The organism is Bradyrhizobium sp. SZCCHNRI1009 (assembly GCF_032487575.1).
Classification (GTDB): Bacteria; Pseudomonadota; Alphaproteobacteria; order Rhizobiales; family Xanthobacteraceae; genus Bradyrhizobium.
In genome coordinates this window covers 13906-40476 of sequence record NZ_JAUEUL010000037.1, presented here as the reverse complement: position 1 = coordinate 40476, position 26571 = coordinate 13906, and the positions used below count along the sequence as shown (strand labels likewise).

Annotated in this window: 25 protein-coding genes; 7 read left to right on the top strand and 18 right to left on the bottom strand. The window is 66.2% G+C overall.

Annotated elements, in window-relative coordinates; translation table 11 throughout:
- Positions 1-928, top strand: a 928-nt coding sequence (locus QX010_RS31900; RefSeq protein WP_410052001.1) for an MFS transporter, incomplete at its 5' end; no start/stop codon positions are given.
- Here QX010_RS31900 and ccoS read toward each other — a convergent pair.
- The 10 genes from ccoS to QX010_RS31850 all read right to left on the bottom strand — a co-directional run bounded on the left by ccoS (position 898) and on the right by QX010_RS31850 (position 10422).
- Positions 898-1083, bottom strand: coding sequence for a cbb3-type cytochrome oxidase assembly protein CcoS (ccoS, locus tag QX010_RS31895; RefSeq protein WP_315802502.1), 186 nt, complete (start codon positions 1081-1083; stop codon positions 898-900). The two genes, QX010_RS31900 and ccoS, sit on opposite strands and share 31 nt — an antisense overlap.
- Positions 1074-3275: a cation-translocating P-type ATPase gene (locus QX010_RS31890; protein ID WP_316183545.1), complete on the bottom strand. Its 2202-nt coding sequence runs from the start codon at positions 3273-3275 to the stop codon at positions 1074-1076. The genes ccoS and QX010_RS31890 overlap by 10 nt, the downstream gene beginning before the upstream one ends.
- Before the next feature lie 13 nt (positions 3276-3288).
- Positions 3289-3789, bottom strand: coding sequence for a FixH family protein (locus QX010_RS31885; protein WP_316183544.1), 501 nt, complete (start codon positions 3787-3789; stop codon positions 3289-3291).
- Positions 3790-3806: 17 nt separating this feature from the next.
- Positions 3807-5288, bottom strand: coding sequence for a cytochrome c oxidase accessory protein CcoG (gene ccoG / locus QX010_RS31880; protein ID WP_316183543.1), 1482 nt, complete (start codon positions 5286-5288; stop codon positions 3807-3809).
- Between the two features lie 111 nt (positions 5289-5399).
- Positions 5400-6272, bottom strand: a complete 873-nt coding sequence (ccoP, locus tag QX010_RS31875; RefSeq protein ID WP_315802498.1) for a cytochrome-c oxidase, cbb3-type subunit III — start codon at positions 6270-6272, stop codon at positions 5400-5402.
- Between the two features lie 6 nt (positions 6273-6278).
- A complete protein-coding gene (locus tag QX010_RS31870; RefSeq protein WP_315802497.1) occupies positions 6279-6443 on the bottom strand; it encodes a cbb3-type cytochrome c oxidase subunit 3 in 165 nt (54 codons plus the stop codon).
- A gap of 18 nt (positions 6444-6461) precedes the next feature.
- A complete protein-coding gene (ccoO, locus tag QX010_RS31865) occupies positions 6462-7196 on the bottom strand; it encodes a cytochrome-c oxidase, cbb3-type subunit II (protein WP_315802496.1) in 735 nt (244 codons plus the stop codon).
- An 11-nt stretch (positions 7197-7207) separates the two neighbouring features.
- Positions 7208-8854, bottom strand: coding sequence for a cytochrome-c oxidase, cbb3-type subunit I (gene ccoN / locus QX010_RS31860; RefSeq protein ID WP_315802495.1), 1647 nt, complete (start codon positions 8852-8854; stop codon positions 7208-7210).
- Between the two features lie 271 nt (positions 8855-9125).
- Positions 9126-9551, bottom strand: a complete 426-nt coding sequence (locus QX010_RS31855) for an HPP family protein (RefSeq protein ID WP_315802494.1) — start codon at positions 9549-9551, stop codon at positions 9126-9128.
- Between the two features lie 37 nt (positions 9552-9588).
- Positions 9589-10422 (bottom strand): universal stress protein, encoded by an 834-nt coding sequence (locus QX010_RS31850; protein WP_315802493.1) that lies wholly within the window; start codon positions 10420-10422, stop codon positions 9589-9591.
- Positions 10423-10693: 271 nt separating this feature from the next.
- On the opposite strand from QX010_RS31850, the gene fixL reads away from it, so the two are divergent.
- The 4 genes from fixL to QX010_RS31830 all read left to right on the top strand — a co-directional run bounded on the left by fixL (position 10694) and on the right by QX010_RS31830 (position 14129).
- On the top strand, positions 10694-12217 hold the full coding sequence (fixL, locus tag QX010_RS31845) for a sensor protein FixL (RefSeq protein ID WP_410052000.1): 1524 nt from the start codon (positions 10694-10696) through the stop codon (positions 12215-12217).
- Positions 12210-12827: a response regulator FixJ gene (fixJ, locus tag QX010_RS31840; protein ID WP_316183542.1), complete on the top strand. Its 618-nt coding sequence runs from the start codon at positions 12210-12212 to the stop codon at positions 12825-12827. Before fixL ends, fixJ begins: the two co-directional genes overlap by 8 nt.
- Before the next feature lie 77 nt (positions 12828-12904).
- Positions 12905-13309: a response regulator gene (locus QX010_RS31835; RefSeq protein WP_316183541.1), complete on the top strand. Its 405-nt coding sequence runs from the start codon at positions 12905-12907 to the stop codon at positions 13307-13309.
- 112 nt (positions 13310-13421) lie between these two features.
- Positions 13422-14129 carry a helix-turn-helix domain-containing protein gene (locus QX010_RS31830; RefSeq protein ID WP_315802551.1) on the top strand — a complete coding sequence of 236 codons (708 nt, stop codon included), beginning with the start codon at positions 13422-13424 and terminating at the stop codon, positions 14127-14129.
- A 14-nt stretch (positions 14130-14143) separates the two neighbouring features.
- On the opposite strand, the gene QX010_RS31825 is transcribed toward QX010_RS31830, so the two are convergent.
- From QX010_RS31825 to QX010_RS31810, 4 genes are all read right to left on the bottom strand, one after another.
- Positions 14144-15469: an MFS transporter gene (locus QX010_RS31825; protein WP_316183540.1), complete on the bottom strand. Its 1326-nt coding sequence runs from the start codon at positions 15467-15469 to the stop codon at positions 14144-14146.
- Between the two features lie 97 nt (positions 15470-15566).
- A complete protein-coding gene (locus tag QX010_RS31820; protein ID WP_316183539.1) occupies positions 15567-16025 on the bottom strand; it encodes a PRC-barrel domain-containing protein in 459 nt (152 codons plus the stop codon).
- 47 nt (positions 16026-16072) lie between these two features.
- Positions 16073-18274: an amylo-alpha-1,6-glucosidase gene (locus QX010_RS31815; protein WP_316183538.1), complete on the bottom strand. Its 2202-nt coding sequence runs from the start codon at positions 18272-18274 to the stop codon at positions 16073-16075.
- Between the two features lie 72 nt (positions 18275-18346).
- Positions 18347-20110 carry an ABC transporter ATP-binding protein gene (locus QX010_RS31810; protein ID WP_316183537.1) on the bottom strand — a complete coding sequence of 588 codons (1764 nt, stop codon included), beginning with the start codon at positions 20108-20110 and terminating at the stop codon, positions 18347-18349.
- A gap of 292 nt (positions 20111-20402) precedes the next feature.
- On the opposite strand from QX010_RS31810, the gene QX010_RS31805 reads away from it, so the two are divergent.
- Positions 20403-21473 carry a glycosyltransferase family 4 protein gene (locus QX010_RS31805; RefSeq protein WP_316183536.1) on the top strand — a complete coding sequence of 357 codons (1071 nt, stop codon included), beginning with the start codon at positions 20403-20405 and terminating at the stop codon, positions 21471-21473.
- Positions 21474-21580: 107 nt separating this feature from the next.
- Here the strand turns inward: QX010_RS31805 and QX010_RS31800 are convergent, their stop codons facing one another.
- The 4 genes from QX010_RS31800 to bioB all read right to left on the bottom strand — a co-directional run bounded on the left by QX010_RS31800 (position 21581) and on the right by bioB (position 25767).
- A complete protein-coding gene (locus tag QX010_RS31800; protein ID WP_316183535.1) occupies positions 21581-22846 on the bottom strand; it encodes an adenosylmethionine--8-amino-7-oxononanoate transaminase in 1266 nt (421 codons plus the stop codon).
- A complete protein-coding gene (bioD, locus tag QX010_RS31795; RefSeq protein ID WP_316183534.1) occupies positions 22843-23475 on the bottom strand; it encodes a dethiobiotin synthase in 633 nt (210 codons plus the stop codon). The genes QX010_RS31800 and bioD overlap by 4 nt, the downstream gene beginning before the upstream one ends.
- Positions 23472-24617: an 8-amino-7-oxononanoate synthase gene (locus QX010_RS31790; RefSeq protein ID WP_410052002.1), complete on the bottom strand. Its 1146-nt coding sequence runs from the start codon at positions 24615-24617 to the stop codon at positions 23472-23474. The genes bioD and QX010_RS31790 overlap by 4 nt, the downstream gene beginning before the upstream one ends.
- Before the next feature lie 100 nt (positions 24618-24717).
- Complete coding sequence (bioB, locus tag QX010_RS31785; protein ID WP_316183532.1) at positions 24718-25767, bottom strand: biotin synthase BioB; 1050 nt, start codon at positions 25765-25767, stop codon at positions 24718-24720.
- A 120-nt stretch (positions 25768-25887) separates the two neighbouring features.
- Between bioB and QX010_RS31780 the strand changes: the two genes are divergently transcribed.
- On the top strand, positions 25888-26520 hold the full coding sequence (locus QX010_RS31780) for a GntR family transcriptional regulator (RefSeq protein ID WP_315802482.1): 633 nt from the start codon (positions 25888-25890) through the stop codon (positions 26518-26520).
- Positions 26521-26571 lie beyond the last annotated feature (51 nt).

Here is a 26571-nt window from a genome sequence, read left to right as displayed (position 1 = left end):
TTCGAAAGCGATTCGTCAGTCACTCGACCGAGGAATCATCCATTTCCGGCAGCAAAATGGTAAGTTAGCGCCAATGGCGTTCGCCCTCACCCTGGCCTATCTCGGCGAGCAGTGCAGCGCCGGCGAAGCCGGCAGCGCCTTCGCGGCCTATATCACCGGCAACGTCGCCAGCAATCTGGTGGGGCGGCTGCTCTCGGCCGGTCTGACCGGGGCCCTCGGCCTCAAGCCGACCTTCTACGTCTTCGCCGCGCTCAATGTCTGCGGCGCCCTGCTCGCCGCATTCGCGGTCGGAGGCACGGCCATGCGTGCGGAGGGAGCGATGCGGCTGCGCGGCGGGGCCATCGCCGATCACCTGCGCGACCGCCGCCTGCGCGCGGCCTTCGGCGTCGGCTTCTGCGTCCTGTTCGCCTTCATCGGCGCCTTCACCTTCGTGAACTTCGTGCTGGTGCGGCCGCCGCTGTCGCTCGGCATGATGGAGGTCGGACTGGTGTATTTCGTCTTCCTGCCGTCGATCGCCACCACGCTGCTGGCGGGCCGGATGGTCGCAAGGATTGGCACACAGGGCGCGATCTGGGGCGCACTCGCGACCGCAGGCCTCGGCCTCGTCCTGATGCTGTCGTCACGGCTCGGGGCGGTGCTGGCCGGCATGGTGCTGGTCGGCGCCGGCACGTTCTTCGCCCAGGCGGTGACCACAGGCTTCGTCGGAAAGGCCGCCACGCACGATCAGGGTGTCGCCAGCGGACTCTACCTCGCCAGCTATTTCGCCGGCGGCATCGTCGGCACGGCCGTGCTCGGGCAGTTGTTCGACCGGTTCGGCTGGACGGCCTGCGTCGCAGGCATCGCCGCCGCGCTGGGGATCGCGGGATACCTGGCGCGCTGGTTGACGCCGCCGGACGCTCAGGACCGGCTCGGCGCCGGCTCGGGCTGAGACGGCGGGGCCTGCTCATCGTCGTCGGCGATGGCGCGCCAGGCCGCCCCTTCGAGATCCTCATACTGGCCGCTCTTTAGCGACCAGAGAAAGCCGACCAGGCCGGCCAGGCCGAGCGCCAGAGCGAGCGGGACGAGAATGATCATCACTTCCATGACGCGGCCTCCCCGGCCACCTTGCGGGCACGTAGCGCATTCAGCATGACGATGATCGAGGAGCCGGACATCGCGGCTGCCGCGATCAGCGGGGTGACGACGCCGCTGATCGCAAGCGGCACCGCCAGGACGTTGTAGCCGACTGCGAGCCACAGATTCTGCCGCATCAGATGCAGTGCCTTGCGCGCGTAGTCGATCGCGGCCAGCACCGGCGCCAGGGGACGACCGAGGAAGACGAGATCGGCGGTGGCCTGGCTCAGATGTGCGGCCGAGATCGGCGACATGGAGACGTGCGCCGCGGCGAGCGACGGCGCGTCGTTCATGCCGTCGCCGACCATCATGACCTTGACGCCCGCGCGCTTCAGCTCCTCGATAACAGCGATCTTGTCGGCTGGCGTGACGCCCGCGCGCCACTCGCTGATGCCGAGCGCCTTGGCGGCCGCGGCCACCGCAGCCTCGCGATCGCCCGAGAGGATCTCGACCTTGATGCCGCGCCGCTGCAGGCCGGCGACGATCTTGGCGGCGTCAGGGCGCAGGCCCTGGCGCACCGAGAACAGGTACCTGCTATCGCCGCGGCTGAAGGCCACCACCGAGGCCTCGGGATCGACGCCCTTGGTCTGCGCAACCAGCGCCTCGGCGCCACAGAAGGCCGGACGTCCCAGCCTGATCTCGACGCCGTCGACGACGGCGCGGACACCCTGGCCCGGCTCCTCGACCGCGCCCATCAGCGGCGACCGCGCATTGGCGGCCTGGGCCACCGCCGCGGCCACCGGATGATGGCTCGACAGCGCGAGCTGGCCGGCCAGCGCGAACACATCTGCAGGAATGTCGGCGGCGTTGACGACCTCGAGCTCCGGCAGCGTCAAGGTGCCGGTCTTGTCGAAGATGACGTGATCGGCCTCGGCGAGGCGCTCGATCGCATCGCCCGCATTGAGCAGCACGCCGGACTTGAACATCGCGCCCGACGCCACCGTCTGCACGGTGGGAATCGCAAGCCCGAGGGCGCAGGGACAGGTGATGATCAGCACCGCGATGCCGGTGACGATGGCATCGTGCCAGCTCGCGCCCATCAGCACCCAGCCGAGCACGGTGAGCGCCGCCGTCGCGTGCACGACCGGCGCATAGAGCCGCGAGGCGCGGTCGGCGAGGCGCATGTAGCGCGAGCGCGCCTGCAGCGCGTTGTCGAGCAGGCGCGTGATCTCGGCGAGCAAGGTGCCCTCGGCGGCGGCGGAAACCCGGACACGCAGCGTGCCGGAAATGTTGAGCGAACCGGCATAGACGGCGGTCCCCTGCTCGGCCGGTACGTACAGCGTCTCGCCGGTGATCAGGCTCTGGTCGATCTCGGAGCGGCCCTCGACCACGACACCGTCGACGGCGCAGCGCTCGCCGGGCCGCAGCAGCACTAGATCGCCGGCGCGGACGGCGGCGACCGGCACCTCCGAAATCTCGTCGGGACCGATGAACTTGGTCGCGGTCTCCGCCTTCAGCGCGGCGAGATTGCCAGCGACCGCGCGGGTCCTCCGCCGCATGCTCTGGTCGAGATAGCGGCCGACCAGCAGGAAGGTCAGCAGCATGATCGCGGCGTCGAAATAGGCGTGCTCGGCGTGATGAAACGTCTCGACGATCGACATGCCCAAGGCCAGGATCACGCCGATGCAGATCGGCACATCCATGTTGACGTTGCCGGTCTTCAAGGCGCGCCACGCCGAGCGGAAAAACGGCTGGCCGGCATAGGCCGCGGCCGGCAGCGCGATCACGGCCGACAGCCAGTGGAAGAAGTCGCGCTGCTCGGGCAGCATGTCGCTGCCGTTGCCCGACCACACCGGGATCGACAGCATCATCACGTTCATGGTCGCGAACGCGGCGACGCCGAGGCAGCGCAGCAGGAAGCGCGATTCCTCGGCCTCGGTGGCCTCGGCGCTCGCCTTCTCGAACGGATAGGCCTTGTAGCCGAGCTCGGCGAGGCGGTCGATGAACCTGGCCGGATCGAGGGTGCCCTGCTTCCATTCCAGCGCGACGCGGCGGTCGGTGAGATTGACGCGCGCAAGCGTCACGTCGGGCAGCGCGGAGAGGCCGCGCTCGATCTTGGCCATGCAGCCGGCGCAGCTGACACCCTCGACCGCGAGGTCGATGTGCTTCAGGCCGGCGCCGAGATCCTTGACGTAATGGGAGAAGTCACGCGTCACATGCATGATCGGACGTCCTTCAGTTCAGCAGCACGCGGTTCTTCGACAGGAACAGGCGGCGGCCGCTGGAATCGCCTTCGAGCACGAGGTCCCACTGGCCCGGCGCGATCGCCTCCGCGGTGCCTCGATAGATGCCGCCGCCGATCTCGGCCAGCGCGACCTCCTGGTCGGCGCGCTTGTCGGCCGGACGCTCGAGCCGGCCCTGGAAGGTCAGGCCAGACAGCGGATTGCCGCTCGCATCGCGTGCGTTGACCTGCACCACCGCCGCGCCGCCTGCGCCGCGCTCGATATGCGCCTCGACCTGCCAGCGCCGCGCCTCCTGGGCGCGCGCCGCCGCGATCTCGTCCTCGTAGCCGAGGCTGGCGCTGTAGGCGCTGTCGACCTCGGTGCCCGGCAGGGTCGAGATCGCCGCCGTCATCATGTAGACGTTGACGCCGATCACCGTCCCGAAGAAGGCGAGAAGCATCGCGAGCACCATGCCTCCGGTCAGCTGGAAGGAAGGATTGGAACGGCTGGCCATTGATGGGCTCCCTTGCTCTACGGGCTGACGAAATTGTCGGTGGCGGAGGCGACGACGCCGAGACCGATATCCGTCACATGGAACTTCACCGGAATCGACTTCTCGGGATTGCTCTCTTCGGGCGCGGTCACCAGCAGGCGCAGCTCCTCGGTCTGGTCGCGTCCGATCACGATCATCGGCCGGTCCGGGGTCACGGAATCGGCGCCGACGACGTGGACGGCGGCGTTGGCCGGCCCTTCGATGTCGATGGCGATGACGCGATCGAAGCCGTGCTTGTTGAGGACGCGCACCGTATAGGCATTGCGGATCGAGCCGTCGGACAGCTTGATCGCGATCGGGTTGCGGTCGTGCAGCACGTTGACCTCGAGCAGCGACCGGGTCGCGAGCTTGTAGACCATGGCACCGCCGACCACGGCGATGATCGCGGCATAGACGATGGTCCTCGGGCGCACGAGCTTGTAGATCGGCGGCTTGCCTTCCTGTCGGCGATGAATGTTGATGTCGTTGTCATAGCCGATCAGCCGCGTCGGGCGGCCGATCTTGGTCATGACGGTATCGCAGGCGTCGATGCAGAGGCCGCACTGGATGCAGTCCATCTGGGCGCCGTCGCGGATGTCGATGCCGGTCGGGCACACCGCCACGCATTGCTTGCAATCGATGCAGTCGCCGGCAGGCTGGCCGAGCGCGCGCAATTCGGCGGCCTTCTTGACCGACATGCGGCTCTCGCCGCGGTCATAGCGGTAGGTGACGTTGAGCGCCCATTCGTCGGTCAGCGCCGCCTGGATGCGCGGCCACGGGCACATATAAACGCAGACCTGCTCGCGCATGAAGCCGGCGAGCGTGTAGGTCGTCGCGGTCAGGATCGCGATCCAGACATAGGCGAGCATCGGCCCCTGGAAGGTGACGAGATCCTTCACGAGCGTTGGCGCATCGCTGAAATACAGCACCCAGGCGCCGCCGGTCCACCACGCGATCATCAGCCAGATCGAATGCTTGAGCACGAGCTCCGAAATCCGCTCCAGCTTCATCGGGTCGCCGGAGGCATCCTTCTTCATGCGCTCCCGGCGGTCGCCCTCGATCAGGCGCTCGACGGCATAGAACAGGTCGGTCCACACTGTCTGCGGGCACAGATAGCCGCACCAGATGCGGCCGCCGATCGCGTTCATCAGGAACAGGCCGATGGCGGCGATGATCAGGAGGCCGGTGAAGTAGTACACCTCCTGCGGCCACAGCTCGATGAAGAAGAAATAGAAGCGGTGGTTCGGGAAGTCGATCAGCACCGCCTGGTCGGGCGCGCCGAGGCCGCGATTCCAGCGCACGAACGGCAGGAAATAATAGACGCCGAGACAGAAGCCCATCAGGCCCCATTTGATCCGGCGGAAAGTGCCCGAGACGCTCTGCGGATAGACCTTCTTGTGCGCAGCATAGAGCGGACCGTAATCGTCCACCTGTTGCAGATCTTGGGGCTGCAGGTCGTCCGGTTTTACCGTCTGGTTCATGGCTGGCGGATCATGGCTGGGGTCTTCTCGCAGTTGCGGCCGAAGGTATGTCCACCTCCGGCCGCTCAGTTGATCCAGCTCAATTGAAGGGAAAGTTCCGTTGGATTTCCGTTACTTTCCGCCGCCCAGCGAGTGGACATAGACCGCCATCGCCTTGATCGTGGTCGGGTCGAGACGGCCCTCCCAGGCCGGCATGACACCGGCGCGACCGTTGGTGATGGTCTCGATCAAGGTCGCCTCGTCGGAGCCGTACAGCCAGATCTTGTCCGTGAGGTTCGGCGCGCCGAGCTCCGGATTGCCCTTGGCGTTGTCGCCATGGCAGGCCGCGCAGTTCTCGGCGAAGATCTTGGCGCCGGCCTTGGCGTCATAGCCCGGCCGGGTCGGCAGGCCCGCCAGCTCGCGGACGTAGTTGGCGACCGTGATGATTTCCGCCGGCTTCAGGACACCGTCCTTGCCGAAGGCGAGCATCTGGCCCTCGCGGGTCTTCGGGTGCCCCGAGCGCACGCCGTACAGCAGGGTCTGCTGGATCTGCTCCAGCGAGCCGCCCCACAGCCAGTCGTCGTCGTTCAGGTTCGGGAAGCCCTTCGCACCGGCCGCGCCGGTACCGTGGCAGGCGGCGCAGTTGTCGCCGAACACGGTCTTGCCCTTGGCACGCGCCAGGGCAAGCATCGCCGGATCCTTCTCGATGTCGGCGAGCGAGGCCGTCGCGAGCGCGGCCATCTTGGCGCCGCGGATCTTCTCGAGATTGGCAAGCTCGACCGCCACGTCCGCACGGGACGAGTAGCCGAACATGCCTTGCGTGTTGCTGGAGATCAGCGGCCAGGCCGGATACACGATCCAGTAGCCGATCGCCCAGACGATGGTGATGTAGAAGGTGATCACCCACCACCGCGGCAGCGGGGTGTTGAGCTCCTTGATGCCGTCCCAGACGTGGCCGGTCGTGGCCGTGCCCGTGACGCTGTCAACTTCGTTGTGGTCAGCCATGATGAATTACTCCTCCCGCAACGGCATGCTCGCCGCCTCGTCGAAAGCGGCCTTGTTGCGAGGCCAGAGGGCATAGGTCACGATCGCGAGGAAAATCGCGACGAAGATCGGGGTCCACAGCGTCGTCACGAGTGACGACGCGATGTTTTCCACTGCAATGATGGGCTTCATGATGCTCGCCTCTCGATCTCAGCGCAGATTGGCTTTTTCGTTGTAGATCTTGAAGTCCACCAGCGTGCCGAGCATCTGCAAGTAGGCCACCAGCGCATCCATTTCAGTCGGCGCACCCGCCTTGCCGTCGAAGTTGCGCACCACCGCCTTCGGATAGCGCTTGACCAGCGCCTCCGCGCCGGCACCGTCCGGATCGACCTGCGCCTTGAGGTCGGCGGCGGCGTTGGCGATCTGGTCGTCGGTGTAGGGCACCCCAACCATCCGCAGCGTCTTCAGATGGTCGGCGATGTTGTCCGCGTCGAGCTCGGTCTCCTTCAGGAAGGGATAGCCGGGCATGATCGACTGCGGAACGATGGCGCGCGGGTTGGTCAGATGGGTGACATGCCAATCGTCGGAGTACTTGTTGCCGACGCGGGCGAGGTCAGGCCCCGTGCGCTTGGAGCCCCACTGGAACGGGTGGTCGTACATGCTCTCCGCGGCGAGCGAGAAGTGGCCGTAACGCTCCACTTCGTCGCGCAGCGGACGAATCATCTGCGAGTGGCAGAGATAGCACCCCTCGCGGACATAGATGTTGCGGCCGGCCAGCTCGAGCGGCGTGTAGGGCCTGACGCCGTCGACCGCCTCGATCGTGCTCTTCAAGTAGAAGAGCGGAGTGATCTCGACGAGGCCGCCGATCGCGACCACCAGCAGGATGCCGATGACCAGGATGATCGAGTTCTTCTCGAAGACTTGGTGTCGTTGCCAGAAAGACATGATTGGTTACCTCACTCCGCCGGCTGAAGGGCGACGGGCGACTGAACTTCTTCCTCACCGACACGGACCGTCATCCAGAGATTGTAGGCCATGATCAGCGAGCCGATGACGAACAGTGCACCGCCGGCTGCGCGGATGATGTAGAAGGGATGCATCGCCTCGACGGTCTCGATGAACGAGTACTCGAGGAAGCCGAGCGCCGTGTAGGACCGCCACATCAGACCCTGCAGGATGCCCGAGACCCACATCGCGGAGATGTAGAGCACGATGCCGAGCGTGGCCGTCCAGAAGTGCCAGTTCACGAGCTTGAGGCTGTAGAGACCCTTGCGGTTCCAGATCCACGGCACCATGCAGTACAATGCGCCGAAGGACACGAAGCCGACCCAGCCGAGCGCACCGGAGTGCACGTGACCGATGGTCCAGTCGGTGTAGTGGCTGAGCGAGTTGACAACCTTGATCGACATCATCGGACCTTCGAAGGTCGACATGCCGTAGAAGGCGACCGACACGACCAGCATGCGCAGCACGGGGTCAGTCCGCAGCTTGTCCCATGCGCCCGACAGCGTCATCAGGCCGTTGATCATGCCGCCCCAGGAGGGCATCCACAGCATGATCGAGAAGGTCATGCCGAGGGTCTGCGTCCAGTCCGGCAGCGCCGTGTAGTGCAGGTGGTGCGGGCCGGCCCAGATGTAGAGGAAGATCAGCGCCCAGAAGTGGATGATCGACAGCCGGTAGGAATAGACCGGACGCTCCGCCCGCTTCGGGATGAAGTAGTACATGATGGCGAGGAAGCCGGCGGTCAGGAAGAAGCCGACCGCGTTGTGGCCGTACCACCACTGGAACATCGCATCCTGTATGCCGCCCCAGGCGATGTAGGACTTGGAGCCGAACAGCGACACCGGCAGCGACGGATTGTTGCCGAGATGCAGCATCGCGATCGTGACGATGAAGGCAAGGTAGAACCAGTTCGCCACGTAGATGTGCGGCTCCTTGCGCTTGATGACCGTCACCAGGAACACCAGAAGATAGACCACCCAGACGATGGTGAGCCACAGGTCGGAGTACCACTCCGGCTCGGCATATTCCTTCGACTGCGTAACGCCGAGCAGATAGCCCGTGCCGGCGATCACGATGAAGAAGTTGTAGCCCAGCACCACGAACCACGGCGCGAGGTCGCCGGCCAGACGGGTCCGACAGGTCCGCTGCACGACGTAGAACGAGGTCGCGATCAGCACGTTGCCGCCGAAGGCGAAGATGACCGCCGAGGTGTGCAGCGGGCGCAGGCGACCGAAGCTGATCCATTGCAGATCGAAGTTCAGCGCCGGCCATGCCAATTGCGAGGCAATGATGAGACCGACGGTGAAGCCGGCAATGCCCCAGAACATCGCCATGATCGCGCCGAGCTTGATCGGACCGAGATTGTAGTTCGGTCGGCCATTGATCTCCTGCGGCGGCAGCTCGCCGCGCTCGAAGTAGCGGTTGAGGATGAAGAAGACGGACGCCGCGCTGGCGGCAGCCGCGAGCGAGGCGTGGAACGCGAAGGCCGTATCCAGTGCCTTCGCCGCAGCGAAGACGCACAGGAAGGCGGTGACGGCAAAAGTGAGCGACAAGCCACTTTCGCCGATGGTCATGGATTTTGTGGATGAGGACGCGCTCATGCGGAATCTCGCTGAAAGAACACGAGCCCAGCAACCACAATCGTTCACACGTGGAATTGATCGAAATCAACTTTGCGACCGGCTCGCCGTAAAGACTGGGAATGTTGCAGAACCAGCCGGAGGGAACCAGGACCGCGGCAGAGTACGATCCCGGCGATGCATGCTCCGATGCACAGAGCCAGAGAGGCCCGCACGCGGCACACGTGCGGGCCTCATCTCCCAGACGTTGGCACAAGGCCTGAGATCAGGTCTTCAGATCAGGTCCTCGCGATCATTCCTTGGCGGCGGCGGCCAGAGCCCTGACGATATCCTCGCGGGCGACGATCCCGACGACCCTGTTGTCGCCGTCGGTCACGGGCAGGCTGCGGATACGATGCTCGACCATCAGTTGTAGCACGCGCGTCAGCTTCGTATCCGGCCGGACATAGATGAACTCGGATGTCATCACGTCGGCGACCGTCCGGTTCATCAGGTCCGTATAGCGCGGCAGCATCTGATTTGGCGTGAAGGCAAAGCATTTCAGCACGTCGAACTTGGTGACGATGCCGATCACCTCGTCGTTCTCGACGACGGGGTAGGTGTTGAAATCGTCGCGGTCGAACATCTCGCCGAGCTCGCGGATCGTCGTCTCCCGGGTCACGGTCGTGACGTTCCGCGTCATGTAGTTGCCGGCGGTTTCCTCGAGAAATCTGTACAAGGCGGCAATCCTGTTCTCGAATGAAGCGGGTCGAATTTCAGTGCGACAGCAGAACGCAACGCTCGCTGCGCGTCATCAGATGCTCGGTGACCCCGCCGAGCACGAGCTCGCGGAATCGGGAATGGCCATAGGCGCCCGCCACGACGAGACCGGCCGAAACATCGGCGGCGACGGCGTCGAGCGTAGCCGCAACGTTGCGCCCCGGCCCCGGTTCCGCGATGCGCGCCGATGCGACGATCTTGTGACGGCCGAGCCATGCGACAACGTCCGCAAGACGCGCCTCGCAGGCGTCATATTCCGAGGTGTTCTCCGGGATCTCGGCGACCACGACGCCGCTCGCCCTGGCGAGCAGCGGCAGGGCATCGGCCAAAGCGCGGCGCGCCTCCGGTGTCTCCTTCCAGGCCACCAGCACGGTCCCGAGATCGAGGCTGCTGACGTTGTCCGGCACCACGAGCAGCGGGCGCCCGGCCTGCATGACAAGATCCTTGGGATTGGCCACCGCGAACGCATCGGACACCCCGGGCGGCACGCCGCCGGTGACGAGAATGTCGGCGGCACGGGCCTGCGCCAGCACGTAGCGCGCGGGGAAATCCACGGCGCTGCGCCAGCTCAACGACGCAGCCCGGTCACCCACTGCGGTGCGGAACTCCTGCTCGAGCTCGGCCAGTCGATTCCGCAGCGCGGCCTCACCCTGCTCGATCAGATCCTGCGCCTGCTCGCCGGTCGTGAAGTACAGCGGCGGCGCGAATTCCGCGGCCGCAACGCCGATGACAGCTGCGTCAAAGCGCGCCGCCAGGTCGGCCGCGACCCGAAGGCGGGCCTCATTCGGCTGACTGAGCGCAAGGCTCACCATGACAGTCGCGAACGTCATCCCGCCTCTCCAAACATTGCTTCCATGCAACTCTTAGAGGTGAAATCGCCTGCCGTGATGAGATAGATCAAGGTGCGGCGCGGGAGCATGGACGGCAGGACACCGTTGCAACCCGACCCAGGATCGGAGAAAGCCTTGAATTGTCGAACCAAAGTTTAAGTCGGCCCGGGTTGCAACGGCGCAATCTGGTATAGGATACCGCGGTGGTCGGCCTCCCGGCTGCGGCGGTAACGGCGAATCGGATAACGGCGAATCGATCAAAGGCTTCGAATTGCGCGACTTCACCCACCCCTTCCCGGATGCATCCGCCAGGCCCGAGGACGCTCCCGAGGACGCTCGGAGGCTGGGCTTCGGCGCGTGGGATCTCGATCTGGCCTCGGGCGAGTTCTACTGGTCGGTGACGACGCGGAAGCTGTTCGGCGTGGCGGCCGATCAGCCGGTGACCTACGGCTCCTTCCTGGCGCTGCTCGCGCCCGAGGATCGCGCGCCGGTCGAGGCGGCGATCGAGGATTCGCGCCATCGGAGCACCGGATTCGACATGTCGTTCAAGGTGTCCGGCGGCGGGCACTGGATTCGCGTGCTCGCCGGCGTGGTGTCCGACGAGGCCGGCACGCCGCATCATCTGCGCGGCATCGCCCTCGACATCGACCAGGAGAAGCGGCTGGAGGAGACACTGCGGCTGCGCGAACAGCATTTCCGCTCGATCCTGGACACCGTGCCGGACGCGATGATCGTGATCGACGGCAGCGGCACGATCCAGTTCTTCAGCTCCGCGGCGGAGCGGATGTTCGGCCTCACCGAGGCAGAAGCGGTCGGCCTTGACGTCAGCGAATTGATGCCCGAGCCGGACCGCTCGCGCCATGCCGGCTACCTCACCCGCTACCATGCCAGCCGCGAGCGCCGTATCATCGGCATCGGCCGCATCGTGACCGGCCGCCGCCGCGACGGCACGACGTTCCCGATGCATCTGTCGATCGGCGAGATGCAGTCCGGCGGCAAGCCCTATTTCACCGGCTTCGCCCATGATCTCACCGAGCATCAGCAGACCCAGGCACGGCTGCGCGAACTGCAGTCGGAGCTGGTCCACGTGTCGCGCCTCAGCGCCATGGGCGAGATGGCCTCGGCGCTGGCCCATGAGCTGAACCAGCCGCTCGCCGCGATCAGCAATTACATGAAAGGCTCGCGCCGGCTGCTGGCCGGCAGCAGCGATCCGAACACGCCCAAGATCGAGAGCGCGATGGAGCGCGCCGCCGAGCAGGCGATTCGCGCCGGCCAGATCATCCGCCGTCTGCGCGACTTCGTCTCGCGCGGCGAATCGGAGAAGCGGGTCGAGAGCCTGTCGAAGCTGATCGAGGAAGCCGGCGCGCTCGGCCTTTCCGGCGCCCGCGAGCAGAACGTCCAGCTGCGCTTCCAACTCAATCCGGATGCCGATCTCGTGCTCGCCGACCGGGTCCAGATCCAGCAGGTCCTGGTCAATCTGTTCCGCAATGGGCTCGAGGCGATGTCTCATTCCGCACGCCGCGAGCTCAGTGCGACGAATCGCAAGATCAGCGACGACTTGATCGAGGTTGCGGTGTCCGATACCGGAACGGGATTCCACGACGACGTCATGCCCAACCTCTTCAAGACCTTCTTCACCACCAAGGACACCGGAATGGGAGTCGGCCTCTCGATCAGCCGGTCCATCATCGAGGCCCATGGCGGGCGCATGTGGGCCGAGAACAACGAAGCGGGCGGCGCGACGTTCCGCTTCACCCTGCCGGCTGCCCCAACCAAGGTTGAGCACGATGGCTGAACAGGCCAAGGTCTATGTGATCGACGACGACGAGGCGATGCGGGACTCGCTGAACTTCCTGCTCGATTCATCAGGCTTTGACGTCACGCTGTTCGAGAACGCGGAGGTCTTCCTCGGCCAACTGCCGATGCTCCCTTTCGGCTGCGTCGTCTCGGACGTGCGGATGCCCGGCATCGATGGCATCGAGCTGCTCAAGCGCATGAAGGCCGCCGGCAGCAGCTTTCCGATCCTGGTGATGACCGGCCATGGCGATGTGCCGCTCGCGGTCGAAGCGATGAAGCTCGGCGCGATCGATTTTCTGGAGAAGCCGTTCGAGGACGAGCGACTGGTCGCCATGATCGAAACGGCAATCCAGCAGGCCGAGCCAGCCGCGAAGAACGAATCGGTCACGCAGGACATCCTGGCGCGCGTCGCCAGCCTGAGCCCCCGGGAGCGCCAAGTGATGGATGGGCTGATGGCCGGCCTCTCCAACAAGCTGATCGCGCGCGAATACGACATCAGCCCGCGCACCATCGAGGTCTACAGGGCCAACGTGATGACCAAGATGGGAGCGAACAGCCTCTCCGAGCTGGTGCGTCTGGCGATGCGCGCAGGCGCGCTGAAGGATTGAGCTAGATCAAGCTACCTTGACAGAATCGAGTGTTATGTTGTGCCTCGGTTCAACATCACATTCTCGCGGCACGTGCGATGTCGGCTCACACAAAACTCACGGTCTACGTGGCCGACGACGATGCTGATGTCCTCGGCTCGCTGCGCTTTCTGCTGGAGGCCGACGGCTTCGACGTGCGCACGTTTCGCAGCGGCACGGCGCTGCTCAAGGCGTCCGACCATGCGACCGTCGACTGCTTCGTGGTCGACTACAAGATGCCGGAGATCAACGGGGTCGAGCTCGCCGAACGGTTGCGTCAGCAGGGAGCCACCGCTCCGGTGGTGCTGATCACCGGCCATTACGATGACCGGCTTGCGGCGCGCGCGGCGGCCGTCGGGATCCAGGATTTCCTGCTCAAGCCGCTGCTCGACGACAACCTGGTGAAGCGGATCCGCAAGGCGATCGCCAACGACCATTCGGGTACCGCCCAGCGCGTCGTCTGACCCGGCCGGCCTACGTACATCTACGTAAGGGACCCCCCTTAAGATAACGGCCGAAATGTCCTTAACGGGAGCCGCAATGTACCACATCGCCATCCGCCGCAAGGAGATGGTCATGCTCAATCAGTCGATTACCCACCCGGTCGTCACCACCAACGCCCCCCACGCCGTCCCCTCTGCTGTCGTCCCTTCTCCTGCCGCCAATCCCTTTGCCGAGATCACCGGTCATGCCGGGCTGATCGCCAGCGAGTTCTCCTACAAGAAGGACGAGGAGATCTATGGCGAGGACGAGCCGGCCGAGTACGTCTACCAGGTGATCTCCGGCGCCGTTCGCAGCTACAAGCTGCTCTCCGACGGCCGCCGCCAGATCGGCGCCTTCCATCTTCCCGGTGACGTTTTCGGCCTCGAATTCGGCTCGATGCACCGTCTCGCCGCCGAAGCCATCATCGACACCACCGTGCGCCTGGTGAAGCGCCGCAGCCTCGAACAGGCCGCAGGTGTCGACGTCGCGGTCGCCCGCAAGCTCTGGACCATGACGGCCGGCGATCTCCGCCATGCCGAGGACCACATGCTGCTGCTGGGCCGCAAGACCGCGATGGAGCGCGTCGCGACCTTCCTGCTCGAGATGGACCGCCGCCTCGCCGTCGCCGGCATGATGGCGCTGCCGATGTGCCGCCGCGATATCGGCGACTATCTCGGCCTGACCCTGGAGACCGTGTCGCGCGCGCTGTCGCAGTTGCACAGCCAGGGCGTTCTCGGTTTCTCCGGTGCCCGCCAGATCGTGCTGCGCAACCGCCAGCGCCTGCGCAGCATGGACGCCTGAGGCGCCCTGCCCGTTCATGCCCTGCGCTCGCGCTGCCCGGTCTCCGGCATCAAGAGCGCGATCAAGAGAAGACCTGTCAGCGCCACGCCTGACAGACCCATGAATGCAGTGGCGCTGCCGTAGCGGTCGCTGGCGAAGCCGGCGACCACGGTGGACAGCGATCCGCCGATCCCGGATGCCGTCCCGACGATTCCCTGCGCCAGATTGAAATGTCCGCTGCCGAAGGCGACGTCGGCCACCGTCAGCGGAATCATGACGGCGAACACGGCCGCCGTGACGCCGTCGAAGATCTGCACCGCCACCAGCACGTAGGGATCGTGCACGACCGCGAACAGCGCGCCGCGCGCCGCGAGCGCGGCAAACCCCAGCATCAGCAGCGGCCTGCGGCCCCATTGCTGCGCGACCGCGCCGACCGAAGGCGAGGTCAGCGCCACGATCGCCTGCGGCACCACGATGCAGAACGCGATCAGCATCGGCGCCCATTCGCTCGATTTCGTCGTCACCACGCCGGCCATCAGCGGCAGCATCGCCGCATTGGCGAGCTGCAGTAGGAACACGCCGAGCGCGAAGACGAGCAGCGCGCGCTGGCGCAGCAGGCCGAGCAGGTTCGACAGCCGCGCGACCTCCTTGTCCTCGTGATCGGCCTGGCCGTGCGCCCGCGCGACGTCGATCTCGCGCTCGCGGATGCGCGACAGCGCGATCAGCGTCGGAAAGGCGAGAATGAAGGTGACCAGGAACACGGCGCGGCTGGACAGCAGATAGCCGCAGGTGCCCATCACGGCCGCAGCCACGCCGTTGCCGAGCGACGCGAACCGCGCATTGCGGCCGAGCCGCTCCGCCATGCCGCGCGGCCCGACCAGGCCGAGGCTGATCGCCGCGATCGCAGGTCCGAGCACGCAGCTCGCCGCCGCATGCAGCGTCGCGGCACCCGCGACCACGGGAAAGATCGGCCAAGCGGCATAGGCGAGCGCGCAGCAGCCGATGGTCGCGATGGCCAGACCGGCGACGCGGCGCTCGGACCGGGCCGCATCGATGATCGCGCCGCCCGGCATCTGCCCGATCAGCCCGACGATGCCGCCGATCGACAGCACCAGGCCGATCTGGGCCTGCGTCCATTTCTGCGTCGTCAGATAGACCGCGATGAAGGGACCGAAGCCGGTCTGCACGTCGGCCAGGAAGAAGATGAACCAGTCCAGCCCGCGCAGGCTCTGCCGCGACGGCGCAGGTCTCGCAATCGTCGGGCCATGATCCTGCCCTGCATCCGGACGCGCGCCCGCCTCTGCCGCGCCGTCAGGCTCGGGCTCCCGGTCAGGTGATCTCGACGGCCGTGCAATCGGCATGGCTTTCTATTCTCAACTCAAGAGGCTGACGGGACAGAACATCCCCCACCGTGTTCCGCTGCACGCGCAGGCCGGACCGGCAATCTCACGCATCAACTCAATGATCGAAATCCCAGGGTGACAGCTTGCCGGACGCGCCGAGCACGACGACGGGCTTGTCCTCCTTGTATTCGGGCGCGGCCTTCACCTGCTCCTTGGTAAGGTCGAGCGTGACCTGGTCGCTCTTCTCCGCGATGTGCTTGAAGTCGAGCGCGGTCCAGTCGACCACGATCTTGCGGCTGCCGACGCCGAGGAAGCCGCCGAAATCGATCACCGCGGCGCGCACCGTCCCGGTGGGATCGACGATGACATCGACGATGTGGCCCATGTCCTCGCCGGTCGAGCTGCGCACGTCGCGGCCGAGCACGCCATGCGCATCGCGCGCGCCGAGGATCGTGACCGAGGGCGGCGGTGCCGGCTCCTTCGCGGGCGCCGCTGCGTCCCTGGCAGTCGGTGTCGGCGACGGCTGCTGCGCATGCCCATCGCCTGCATACGGACCGATCAGCAGCGGCAGCATGACGAGGCAACTGCGAGTAGCCCGGCGAAGAGTGTGTTTCAGCGTCATCATTGCGCCAGCACCAGCGAGACCTGGATCTGACCGCGCCGCCGCAGCACCTCCATCGAGATATCCTCGCCGTGGCGGCGAATGCGCAGGTCGATCGTCGAGCTGCCGAGCCGGAGATCGCGCAGCACAACCCAGTCGAGGAAAGGCGGCAGCCGCGGATTGCGCAGACGGATCTGGCCGCGCTCGGCGTCGAACTCGAGTCCGAGGGCCGCTTCGAGCAAGGTGAACGGCGTCGCGCTGGCCCAGGCCTGCGGCGCGCAGGCCACCGGATAGAGCGTCGGGCCGCGATGCTTCTCCCGCCGGAAGCCGCAGAACAGCTCCGGCAGCCGGCGCAGATCCATGTAGGACGCCGCTTCGAACAGGCCGCCGAACACCTGCTCAACCGCATGCTTGAGGCCATAGCGCGACAGGCCGAGCGCAATCAGCGCGTTGTCATGCGGCCAGATCGATCCGTCGTGATAGGACATCGGATTGTAGCGCGCTTCGCCGCACGCCACGGTGCGGATGCCCCAGCCCGAGAAGAAATGCGGCCGCAGCAGGTCAGCGGCGAGCTTGCGGGCGCGGTCCTCGCGCACCATGCCGCTGAACAGGAGCTGCCCCGCGTTGGACGTCCGCACCCGGCACGGCTGCTTGTGGCCGTCGAGCGCCAGCGCATAGGTGTTCAGATCCTCGCACCAGAAGGCGTCCTCGAACCGTTCCGCGAGACGGGCGGCCTCGGCCTGGAGCCGGTCCGCCATCTCGGCCTTGCCGAGCCGACGGGCGCAACGCGCCGCCAGCTGCTTGCCGGCAAAGACATAGCCCTGCACCTCCGCAAGCGCGATGTAACCTTCCGCGAGGCGGCCGTCGGCATGGAACACCGCGTCGTAGGAATCCTTCCAGCCCTGGTTGGCGAGGCCCTGCTCGGAGGCGCGCTGATATTCGACGAAGCCGTCGCGATCGGGATCGCCGGGTCCGTCGATCCAGCGCAACGCCAGCTCGATCGCCGGCCAAAGCTCGCGCAGGGTGTCGATGTCGCCGGTGCGCTCGATGTAGAGGCCGGCGAGCAGCACGAACAGCGGGGTGGAGTCGACGCTGCCGTAGTAGCAGGCGAACGGCACCTCGCGCAGCGCCGCCATCTCGCCGCCGCGCATCTCGTGCAGGATCTTGCCGGGCTCGGCATCGGCCAGCGGATCGGTCGTGCGCGCCTGATGCACCGCGAGCCGGCGCAGCACGCCGCGGGCGATGCGCGGATCGACCCACAGCATCTGCATCGCCGTGATCAGCCCGTCGCGGCCGAACGTCGTCGAGTACCAGGGAATGCCGGCATAGGGATAACGTCCTTCCGGCGTGTCGGTCATCAGGATGTTGAGGTCGGCCGCCGCCTGGCACAGCACCTCGTTGAGGATGTCGTTGGAGGTCTCGATGGTGGTGGCGCCGTGCGTGCAGCGGCGCATCTCGCGCCGATGGGCGAGCAGGCTCCGAAAGAAGCGCCCCGGCCGCTCGCCGGCCTTGGCGTTGCACATCACGGCCACGAACAGGGACGCAGATTCCTGCGGCGCAAGATCGAAATGATAGGTCGCGACATTGGTGGTGAGACTGGTCGGACGCGGATCGAAGCTCATATCCGTGGTGCGTGTGACATTGTCCAGCCCACGATAGTGAAGCACGACCTCGCCTGGATCGACCAGCCGGCTCGAGCCGACCCCGCGGCGGGGCCGCACCGAGCCCCGCACCTCGAACAGGTCGGCGAAATCGTTGTCGAACGTGAGCTTGAGATCGAAGCTGGCGTGGCGATCACCATGGTTCTGCAGCCCGATGCGCTGATAGGCCGTGCCATGCCAGAGAAAGATCGTCCGCACGATGTGCAGCATGTCCTTCGGCAGCACCAGGCGGCCCTGGCTGTAGATGTCGGGATTGGTGAGATCGACGGTCAGCGCGGAGTTGTCGTCACGGAGGCTCGAGCCGAGCAGCAGGGGCTGAACGTCGTCCAGCGTCAATTCGAGGCGCGCGAGATAGCGCGTATCGGCGTTGAAGAGACCGTCCGGTCCGCCGGCCGAGGCGCCGATGTCGCCATGGCCGTCGAGGACGATGAACGTATCGTCATGCTTGAGCGAGCGCCGCGGCCGTGCCGCCGGCCCCGTCATGGGAATGTAGAACGGCTGCTCGGCAGGCTCGTCCGTCCGGGTGATCAACGACAGTGTGCTTGCGACTTCGGCGGACATGTTGGCCTCATGCGATATTGAAGTGCCCGGACAACCGAGAGTGCACGTTCTCGACGCGATCCGACGCAACGATCAGGCGGCGAACTTGGCGAGCCGGTTCATCTCCTGGGTCACGAGGTCCCGATACGGGCCCTCGTCCTGCATCAGCCGGTCGGGCGCGCCGTCCTCGATGATCCTGCCCGATTTCAGCACCACCACGCGGTCAAAATTCCGCAAGGTCGCGAGTCGGTGCGCGATCGCGATGACGGTGCGGCCGCGCATCAGGCGGCTCAACGCCTCACGGATGGCCTCCTCGGACTCGCTGTCGAGCGCCGCCGTCGCCTCGTCGAGCAGCAGGATCGGCGCATCCTTGAGGAAGGCCCGCGCGATCGCGATGCGCTGGCGCTGCCCGCCCGACAGCTTGACGCCGCGATCGCCGACCATCGTCTGCAACCCTTCCGGCAGCGTCTCGACGAAGTCGCAGCGCGCCGCGATCGCCGCCCGCAACACCTCATCGTCGGTCGCACTCGGACGTCCGTAGCGGATGTTTTCCAGGATGGAGCGATGGAACAGCGAGATGTCCTGCGGCACCACCGAGATCGCCTCGCGCAGGCTCTGCTGGGTGACCTTGGCGATGTCCTGGCCGTCGATCGTGATGTGACCGGCTTGCGGATCATAGAACCGTTGCAGCAGCGTGAACAGGCTCGACTTGCCGCCGCCGGACTGACCGACCAGGCCGACGCGCTGGCCGGGCTGCAGCCGCAGCGTGAAATTCTCGAACAGCTTGTGGCCGCCCGGATAGTGGAAGGTGATGTTGTCGAACGCGATCGCCGCGCCGCTCTTGACCAGCGGCTCGGCCTCGGGGTGATCGCGCAGCTCGTGCGGCTGCAACAGGGTCGCGATCGCCTCGCTCATGCGCGCCACATGCTGGGTGACGTCGACCAGCGCGACCGCGAGATCGCGCGTCGCGTTGAGAATGCAAAGGCCGAGCGTGCAGACCAGCACGACGTCGCCGGTCGTCGCCCCGCCCCGCTGCCACAGCGAAATCGCCCAGGCCATGAGCGCGACCGTCAGCACGATCGTCACCGTGGCGTGCAGAATGCGCAGCTTCTCGAGGTAGCGGAGACTGCGCCCCCGCGCCTCGAGCTCCCTGTCGATGGTCGCGTCGAACCGGTCGTGCTCGTGGCGCAGGCCGCAGAAGGCGCGCACCAGCGGCATGTTCGAGATCACGTCGACCATCTCGCCGTCGACCATCGCCGCCTTGTCGGCGAAATCGTCGTGCAGCGGCTTGCCGGCGGCGGCCAGACGGAACATCGCCACCACCATCATGGCCGCGATCAGCAGCAGGCCGATCGCCATCGGGCCGCTCACGGTTCCGATCAGGCAGATGGCCGCGACCGTGGCGAGGCATGGCGGCAGCACGTTCCACATGAACATGTTCTCGACGGTGAACACCGCGTTCGACGTGGCCGTGATCCGGCTCGACAACATTCCCGGCAGGCGATCGCCGAAATAGCTCGGCGCATGCCCAGTGAGATGACGGAAGATGTCGCGCCGAAGATCTCCGGTCACGCGCACGAAGGTGAAGCTCGCGATCCAGCTCGCGACGCGCCAGAGAATGTTGTCGGTCGCAATCAGCGCCATCAGCAGCAAGAACGCGGTCCAGACATTGCTGTCACGCGACGGCCCGGAGGAGAGAGCGTCGACCAGCGACTTCACACCATATTGCGTGCCCACCGAGCAGGCAACTGCACCGACGACGGACAGCAGAATAATGAGATGCGCTGCAGGGCGCCTCATGAGATAGCGCAACACGAACGGAAACGGCCGGTGCGCGTAGCCTGAAAGCTGATCCATGATCTTCCCATTGAGATGAGCGCGTCGTTGCGACACCTGTTGCGGCGAGTTGAACGATGAACAGTTTGTCCGGTTCCTTGCGCTGCCGCGCTGCAACCCTGCCCTTCGACAATGACGGCAGCAGCGTTGAGGATCAGGGATGGCATCAATGAGACGCCGAGGAACACGTTGTGTCGAAGAAAGAGTGATCAGGGCAAGGGAACTTCGCACATGCGACAACGTTCCCGCTTCGGCAGTGCCGGTGCCATTCGGTAGGGGGCTTCATCCATGATCACGAATAGGAGACGACGAGATGCGCATTGCGCAGGTAGCTCCATTGACGGAGGCTGTGCCTCCGAAGCTCTACGGCGGCACTGAGCGGGTCGTTCATTGGTTGACCGAGGAGCTCGTGGCCCTCGGACACGACGTCACCCTGTTCGCCAGCGGCGATTCGCAGACATCGGCGAAACTCTCTCCGACATGGCCGAAGGCTCTGCGCCTCGACGGCTCGGTAAGGGATCCGAACGCGCTTCACATGGTGATGCTCGAAAACGTACGGCAGCAATGCGACAACGAACAGTTCGACATCCTGCACTTCCATCTCGACTACTACCCGTTCTCCCTGTTCCACCGGCAACCCACCCCCTTCCTCACCACCCTGCACGGCCGGCTCGACCTGCCGGAGCATCAGCCGGTATTTTCGGTCTTCAAGGATGTTCCCGTCGTCTCGATCTCGGACTCGCAGCGCCGACCGGTGCCGAATGCGAACTGGGTTCGCACCGTGCTGCATGGGCTTCCCGAACGGCTGCTGATGCCCAAGCCTGTGACGCCGAGCTATCTGGCCGTGCTCGGACGCATCGCCCCGGAAAAGGGAGTCGACCGCGCCATCAAGATCGCGATGCGCTGTGGGATTCCGCTGAAGATCGCCGCCAAGGTCGACCGCGCCGACCAGGATTACTACGACGAGCTGATCCATCCCCTGATCAAGGACAATCCCTTGGTCGACTATATCGGCGAGATCGGCGACCACGAGAAACCGGAATTCCTGTCCGGTGCGCTCGGCCTGTTGCTGCCGATCGATTGGCCGGAGCCGTTCGGCCTGGTGATGATCGAATCGATGGCCTGCGGCACGCCCGTGATCGCCTACAATCGCGGCTCGGTTCCCGAGGTGATCGACGACGGCGTGACCGGCTTCGTCGTCGAGGACGAGCTTAGCGCGGTCGCAGCGGTCAGTCGCCTGTCCGGCCTGAGCCGCGCCCGCGTGCGCGAGCAGTTCGAACGCCGCTTCACCGCACGCCGCATGGCGCTCGACTATCTCGCGGCGTATCGCAGCCTGATCGAGATGGCGGAGCCGCGCATCCGTCTCGTCAGCAGCGCTGAATAAGTAGATCGAATCCGAGACCGGGCACTGAGCTGCCCGGCCTCCTGATCATCTCAGCTGATAGCAGCCCACTCCGGCGAACATGCGCTGGAACTCGTCCATCGGCGACATCAGAGCACGTGGTCGACCGCCTCGTCGATGACGGCATACACCGCCTCGAGGTCGCCGGAGGTGACGCAGTATGGCGGCATGACGTAGATGGTATGACCGAGCGGACGCAGCAGCACGTCGCTGTCGCGGAAAAAGGCCTGCAGCCTGGGACCGACCTCGGCGAGGTAGCCGGGCTCATCGGCATGGACATCGAGCGCCGTGATGGTGCCGCAACGCCGCAGTGCGGAAAATCGCTCGTCGTAACGCAAGCGGTCGAGGCAGCGCTGCTGCGCGGCCGCGACGGCGGCGAGCCGGGCTCGCGTCTGCGGCTGCCGCCACAGCTCGAGATTGGCGCTGGCCGCCGCGCAGGCGATCGGATTGGCCGTGTAGGAGCTGGAGTGGAAGAACGTGCAGGCGCGGTCGGTCGAATAGTGCGCCTCGTAGATCGCGGGACTGCACAGCGTCACCGCAAGCGGCAGCGTGCCGCCGGTGAGCCCCTTCGCGTAGCAGGCGATGTCTGGCGCGATGTCGGCCTGTTCGCAGGCGAACAGCGTGCCGGTGCGGCCCCAGCCTGTCATGACCTCGTCGGCGATGAACAGCACGCCGGAGGCCTTGCAGATCCGGTGCATCTCGCGCAGGACCGCGGCCGGATACATCAGCATGCCGCCGGCGCCGAGCACCAGCGGCTCCACGATGAAGGCGGCCGGCCGGTCGCTTTCACACAGCGCAGCGAGCGCGTCCAAAGTCGCCTGTTCTCTGTCCGGCGTCGGAAACGGGATGACGGCCACGTCGAACAGCAGCGGCTCATAGGCGGCATTGAACACGCCGCGCGCGCCGACCGACATCGCGCCGATGGTGTCACCGTGATAGGAATGCTGCATCACCGCGATGCGCGTGCGCGGCTCGCCGATGTTCCTGAAATAGCCCAGCGCCATCTTCAGCGCGACCTCGACGCTGGTGGCGCCGCTGTCGGAGAAGAACACGTGCGCAAGGCTCGGCGGCACCAGCGCGAGCAGCCCGGCGGCCACCTGCTCGGCCGGCTCATGGGTATGGCCGGCGAAGATCACCTGGTCCAGCCGCTCGGCCTGGTCCTGAATCGCGCGCACGATATGCGGATGGCAATGGCCGTGCGTGACCACCCACCACGACGCGATCGCATCGATGATCCGCCGGCCGTCGGCGGTGAAGAGATAGGCGCCCTCGCCGCGCGCGACCGGCGTCATCTCGGGCTGGAGCGCATGCTGCGTGAAGGGATGCCAGATCGGCGAGGTTGCCTTGCGCATCATGGTTCGAAATCCCTGCGCTGGAATTGCGTGGCGAACACGTTCTGCAGCGATCGCGCCGTCAGCGGCGTGATCCAGGGCAGCCGGCCCAGGCGCTTCACCCCGCCGAGCCGGCAGATGGTCTCCTCGTTGTCGGCATGGCCGTCGCCGATGAAGGCGATGCCGAGCACGTCGATGCGGCGGCTGCGCAGCGCCGCCAGCGACAGCAGCGAGTGATTGATGGTGCCGAGGCTGGTGCGCGCGCAGAGCACGACCGGCAATTGCCATCGCGCGAAGACATCGAGATAGAGCGTCTGGGAATCGAGCGGCACCATGACGCCGCCGGCCCCCTCGATCACGACAGGCCGGCCGACGGACTGCGGAGGATGCAGGCTGAGCGGATCGATGCTGATGCCTGCGAGGCGGGCCGCGCGATCCGGCGAGGCCGGCTCCGGCAAACGATAGGCTTCGGGCAGAACGCGATCGTCGGCGAGCTCGGCGAGCCGCTGGACACGGCAGGCGTCCGTCTCCTCGGCAAGGCCGGCCTGGACCGGTTTCCAATAGCAGGCCCCCAACAGCGCCGTGAGGCCGGCCGCGAACACCGTCTTGCCGATCCCGGTATCGGTGCCGGTGACCACGATGCGTGGCGTCATGCCCCCGGCCTCCCGATCTCGTCGGCGAGCGCATCGAGCAGCGCCACGATCGCGGCCTCGTCGACGTTCAAGGTCAGCGACAGCCGGAGCCGCGCCGTGCCAGGCGGCACCGTCGGCGGCCGGATGCCGCGGACGTCGAAGCCTCGCGCCTGCAGCGCGGCAGCGAGGCTCATCGCGCGCGCATTGTCGCCGACCACGCAGGGAATGATCTGCGACGGCGACCAGCTTTCACCGAAGCGCGCGTCGATCGCGCGATGGGCGAAGCCAACGAGCTGCGCCAGCCGCTGCTGCCGCTCCGGCTCGTCGCGCAGGATCGCAAGCGCCTCCAGCACCGCCACCGCCATCAGCGGCGACGGCGCCGTGCTGAAGACGAAAGGCCGGCAGCGATTGATCAGCGTGTCGCACAGCACGCCGCTTGCGGTGACCAATGCGCCGGCCGCGCCCAACGCCTTGCCGCAGGTGTGAACGGTGACGACGCTCTCGCGTCCCTCATAGGCTGCGGCAAGACCGCGGCCCTGCGCGCCGTGGACCCCGGTCGCATGGGCCTCGTCGATCAGCAGAAAGGCGTCGTGGCGCTCGGCGATCGCCATCAAATCCGCCAGCGGCGCGAGATCGCCGTCCATGCTGTAGAGGCTTTCGACGACGATCCAGGCCTGGCCGACACCGCCGTCCCTGCGCCAGGTCAGGATCGCGTCCTCGGCCGACTGCGCGTTGTTGTGGATGAACTGGCACGTCTCGGCGCGACCGGCACGCGCGCCCTCATGGGTGCTCGCATGAACGAGCGCATCGAGCACCAGCAGGTCGTCGCGCTGCGGCAATGTGGTGAGCACGGCGAAATTCGCCATGTAGCCGGAGCCGAAGAACAGCGCGCGCTCGGCGCCGAAGAAGCGCGCGGCCTCCGCCTCGAGCCGTTCGTGCTCGTCGCAATTGCCGCGCAGCAGGCGCGAGCCGCCGGCGCCGACCGGCGTGCCGGCCTCCATGGCCGCGGCGACCGCGCGCTTGATGCGTGGCGCCTGCGCCAGTCCGAGATAGTCGTTGGAGGAGAAATCGAGACCGGCCGGTGGACTGAGCTGCCGCAACCGGTCATCGGCCGCGAGTCTCTGCAGGCCGTCGGAATAGATCGCCAACCTGTCGGACAGCATGGACATGGCTCCGCTCTGTTTCGGTCAGCCGCGGGCGTGGACCGGCACGACCAGGCAGTTCCGTGGGCGCGGTCGCGCCGAACTCGCGATGAGGTTCGAATCAGGCCGGGGACGATGCGTCTGCGCTTTCGCTAGCGGCGGCCGGTGCGACCGGACGCGCCGACAGCGACGAGGTCATGCCGAGCCGCGCGAGCAGATCAGCGTCGCGCTGTGCCTGGGGATTGGCCGTGGTCAGCAGCACGTCGCCGATGAAGATCGAATTGGCGCCGGCGAGCAGGCACAGGCTCTGCAGCTCGTCGCTCATGTATTGCCGGCCCGCCGACAGCCGCACCACGCTCCGGGGCATCAGGATGCGCGCGACCGCGATCAATCGCACCAGCGCAATCGGATCGGGCCGCGTGGCCGTCTCGTGGACCGGCACGCCCCTCACCTCGTTCCACATGTTGATCGGCACGCTGTCGGGATGCTCAGCGAGGTTGGCGAGCAGCACCAGCATGCCGAGCCGGTCGTCAATCTCCTCGCCCATGCCGACGATGCCGCCGCAGCACACCTTGATGCCGGCCTGTCGCACATGCGCGAGCGTATCGATGCGGTCCTGCAGCGTGCGCGTGGTGATGATGCGGTCGTAGAACTCGGGCGAGGTGTCGACATTGTGGTTGTAGAAGTCGAGCCCGGCCTCTCTCAGCCGCTGCGCCTGCGGCGGCGTCAGCATGCCCAGAGTCACGCAGGTCTCCATGCCCAGATCCTTCACCGCGCTGACCATGTCGCAGACCTGATCGAGGTCGCGGTCCTTGGGACTGCGCCAGGCGGCGGCCATGCAGAAGCGCTCGGCTCCCGCTGCCTTCGCGCACCGCGCGGTGGCGACCACCGCATCGCGGTCCATCAGCTTCGTCGCCTTGAGACCGGTGTCGTAATGCGCGCTCTGCGAGCAGTAGCCGCAATCCTCCGGGCAGCCGCCGGTCTTGATGCTGAGCAGGCTCGCGGTCTCCACGCGGGTGGGATCGAACTGCCGGCGATGCGCCGACTGCGCCAGGAACATCAGATCCGGAAATGGCAGGCCGTAGAGCGCCTCGGCCTCGTCCCGGGTCCAGTCGTGACGGACGGCAGCGTCGTTGTCGGGGCGATCGGACAAGCTGCTTGGAACGGGCATTTCGACACCTCACGCGGATTATAGATTTTCAAAGATATTATCTATAAAAATCCGTATTAAAGCACCGTAGGGCACAGCGGCTTTCCTCGCATCGGTTTTTTCGATAGATAATCTATCGCCATGCAGGACGAGAATCTCACCACGGCCCACCGCATCGCCGAGGCCATCACCGAACGGATCGTCAGTGGCGCGCTCCCTCCGGATGCGCCGCTGCGGCAGGACCACGTCGCGCGCGAGTTCAAATCCAGCCACGTGCCGGTGCGCGAGGCATTTCGGCAGCTCGAGGCGCTGTATCTCGTGGTCGCGGCACCGCGGCGCGGCGTGCGGGTGGCGCCGCTCGATGCGAAGTCGACCAGGGAGATCGTCGAGATGCGCGTCGCGCTCGAGGTGATCGCGCTGCGCAATGCCGCGCCGCGCTACACGCCGACGCATCTCGCCGCGATCGAGCTCGCGCTGATCGAGGCCGACAATGCCGAGACCATCCAGGAATTCGAGACCGCGAACCGCGCCTTCCACCGCGCGCTGGTCGCGCCCTGCGCGATGCCGCGGCTGCTGGCGAGCCTCGACGGATTGCGCCTGGCGAATTCACGGCTGGTGCTGGCGATGGCCCGCAATGCCGGCTGGCGTCCGCGCACCAACCAGGATCACCGGCTGATCCTGCAGGCCCTGCGCGCCCGCCAGATCGGCCACGCCTGCGAGCTCCTGACGCGGCACAACCAGACGATCGAACGGCTGGCAAGGCCGGGCGTGTAGCCGGCTTCGACCCGTTCCTTGCGACCGGGCGCATACCGCCATGCGCCCGCG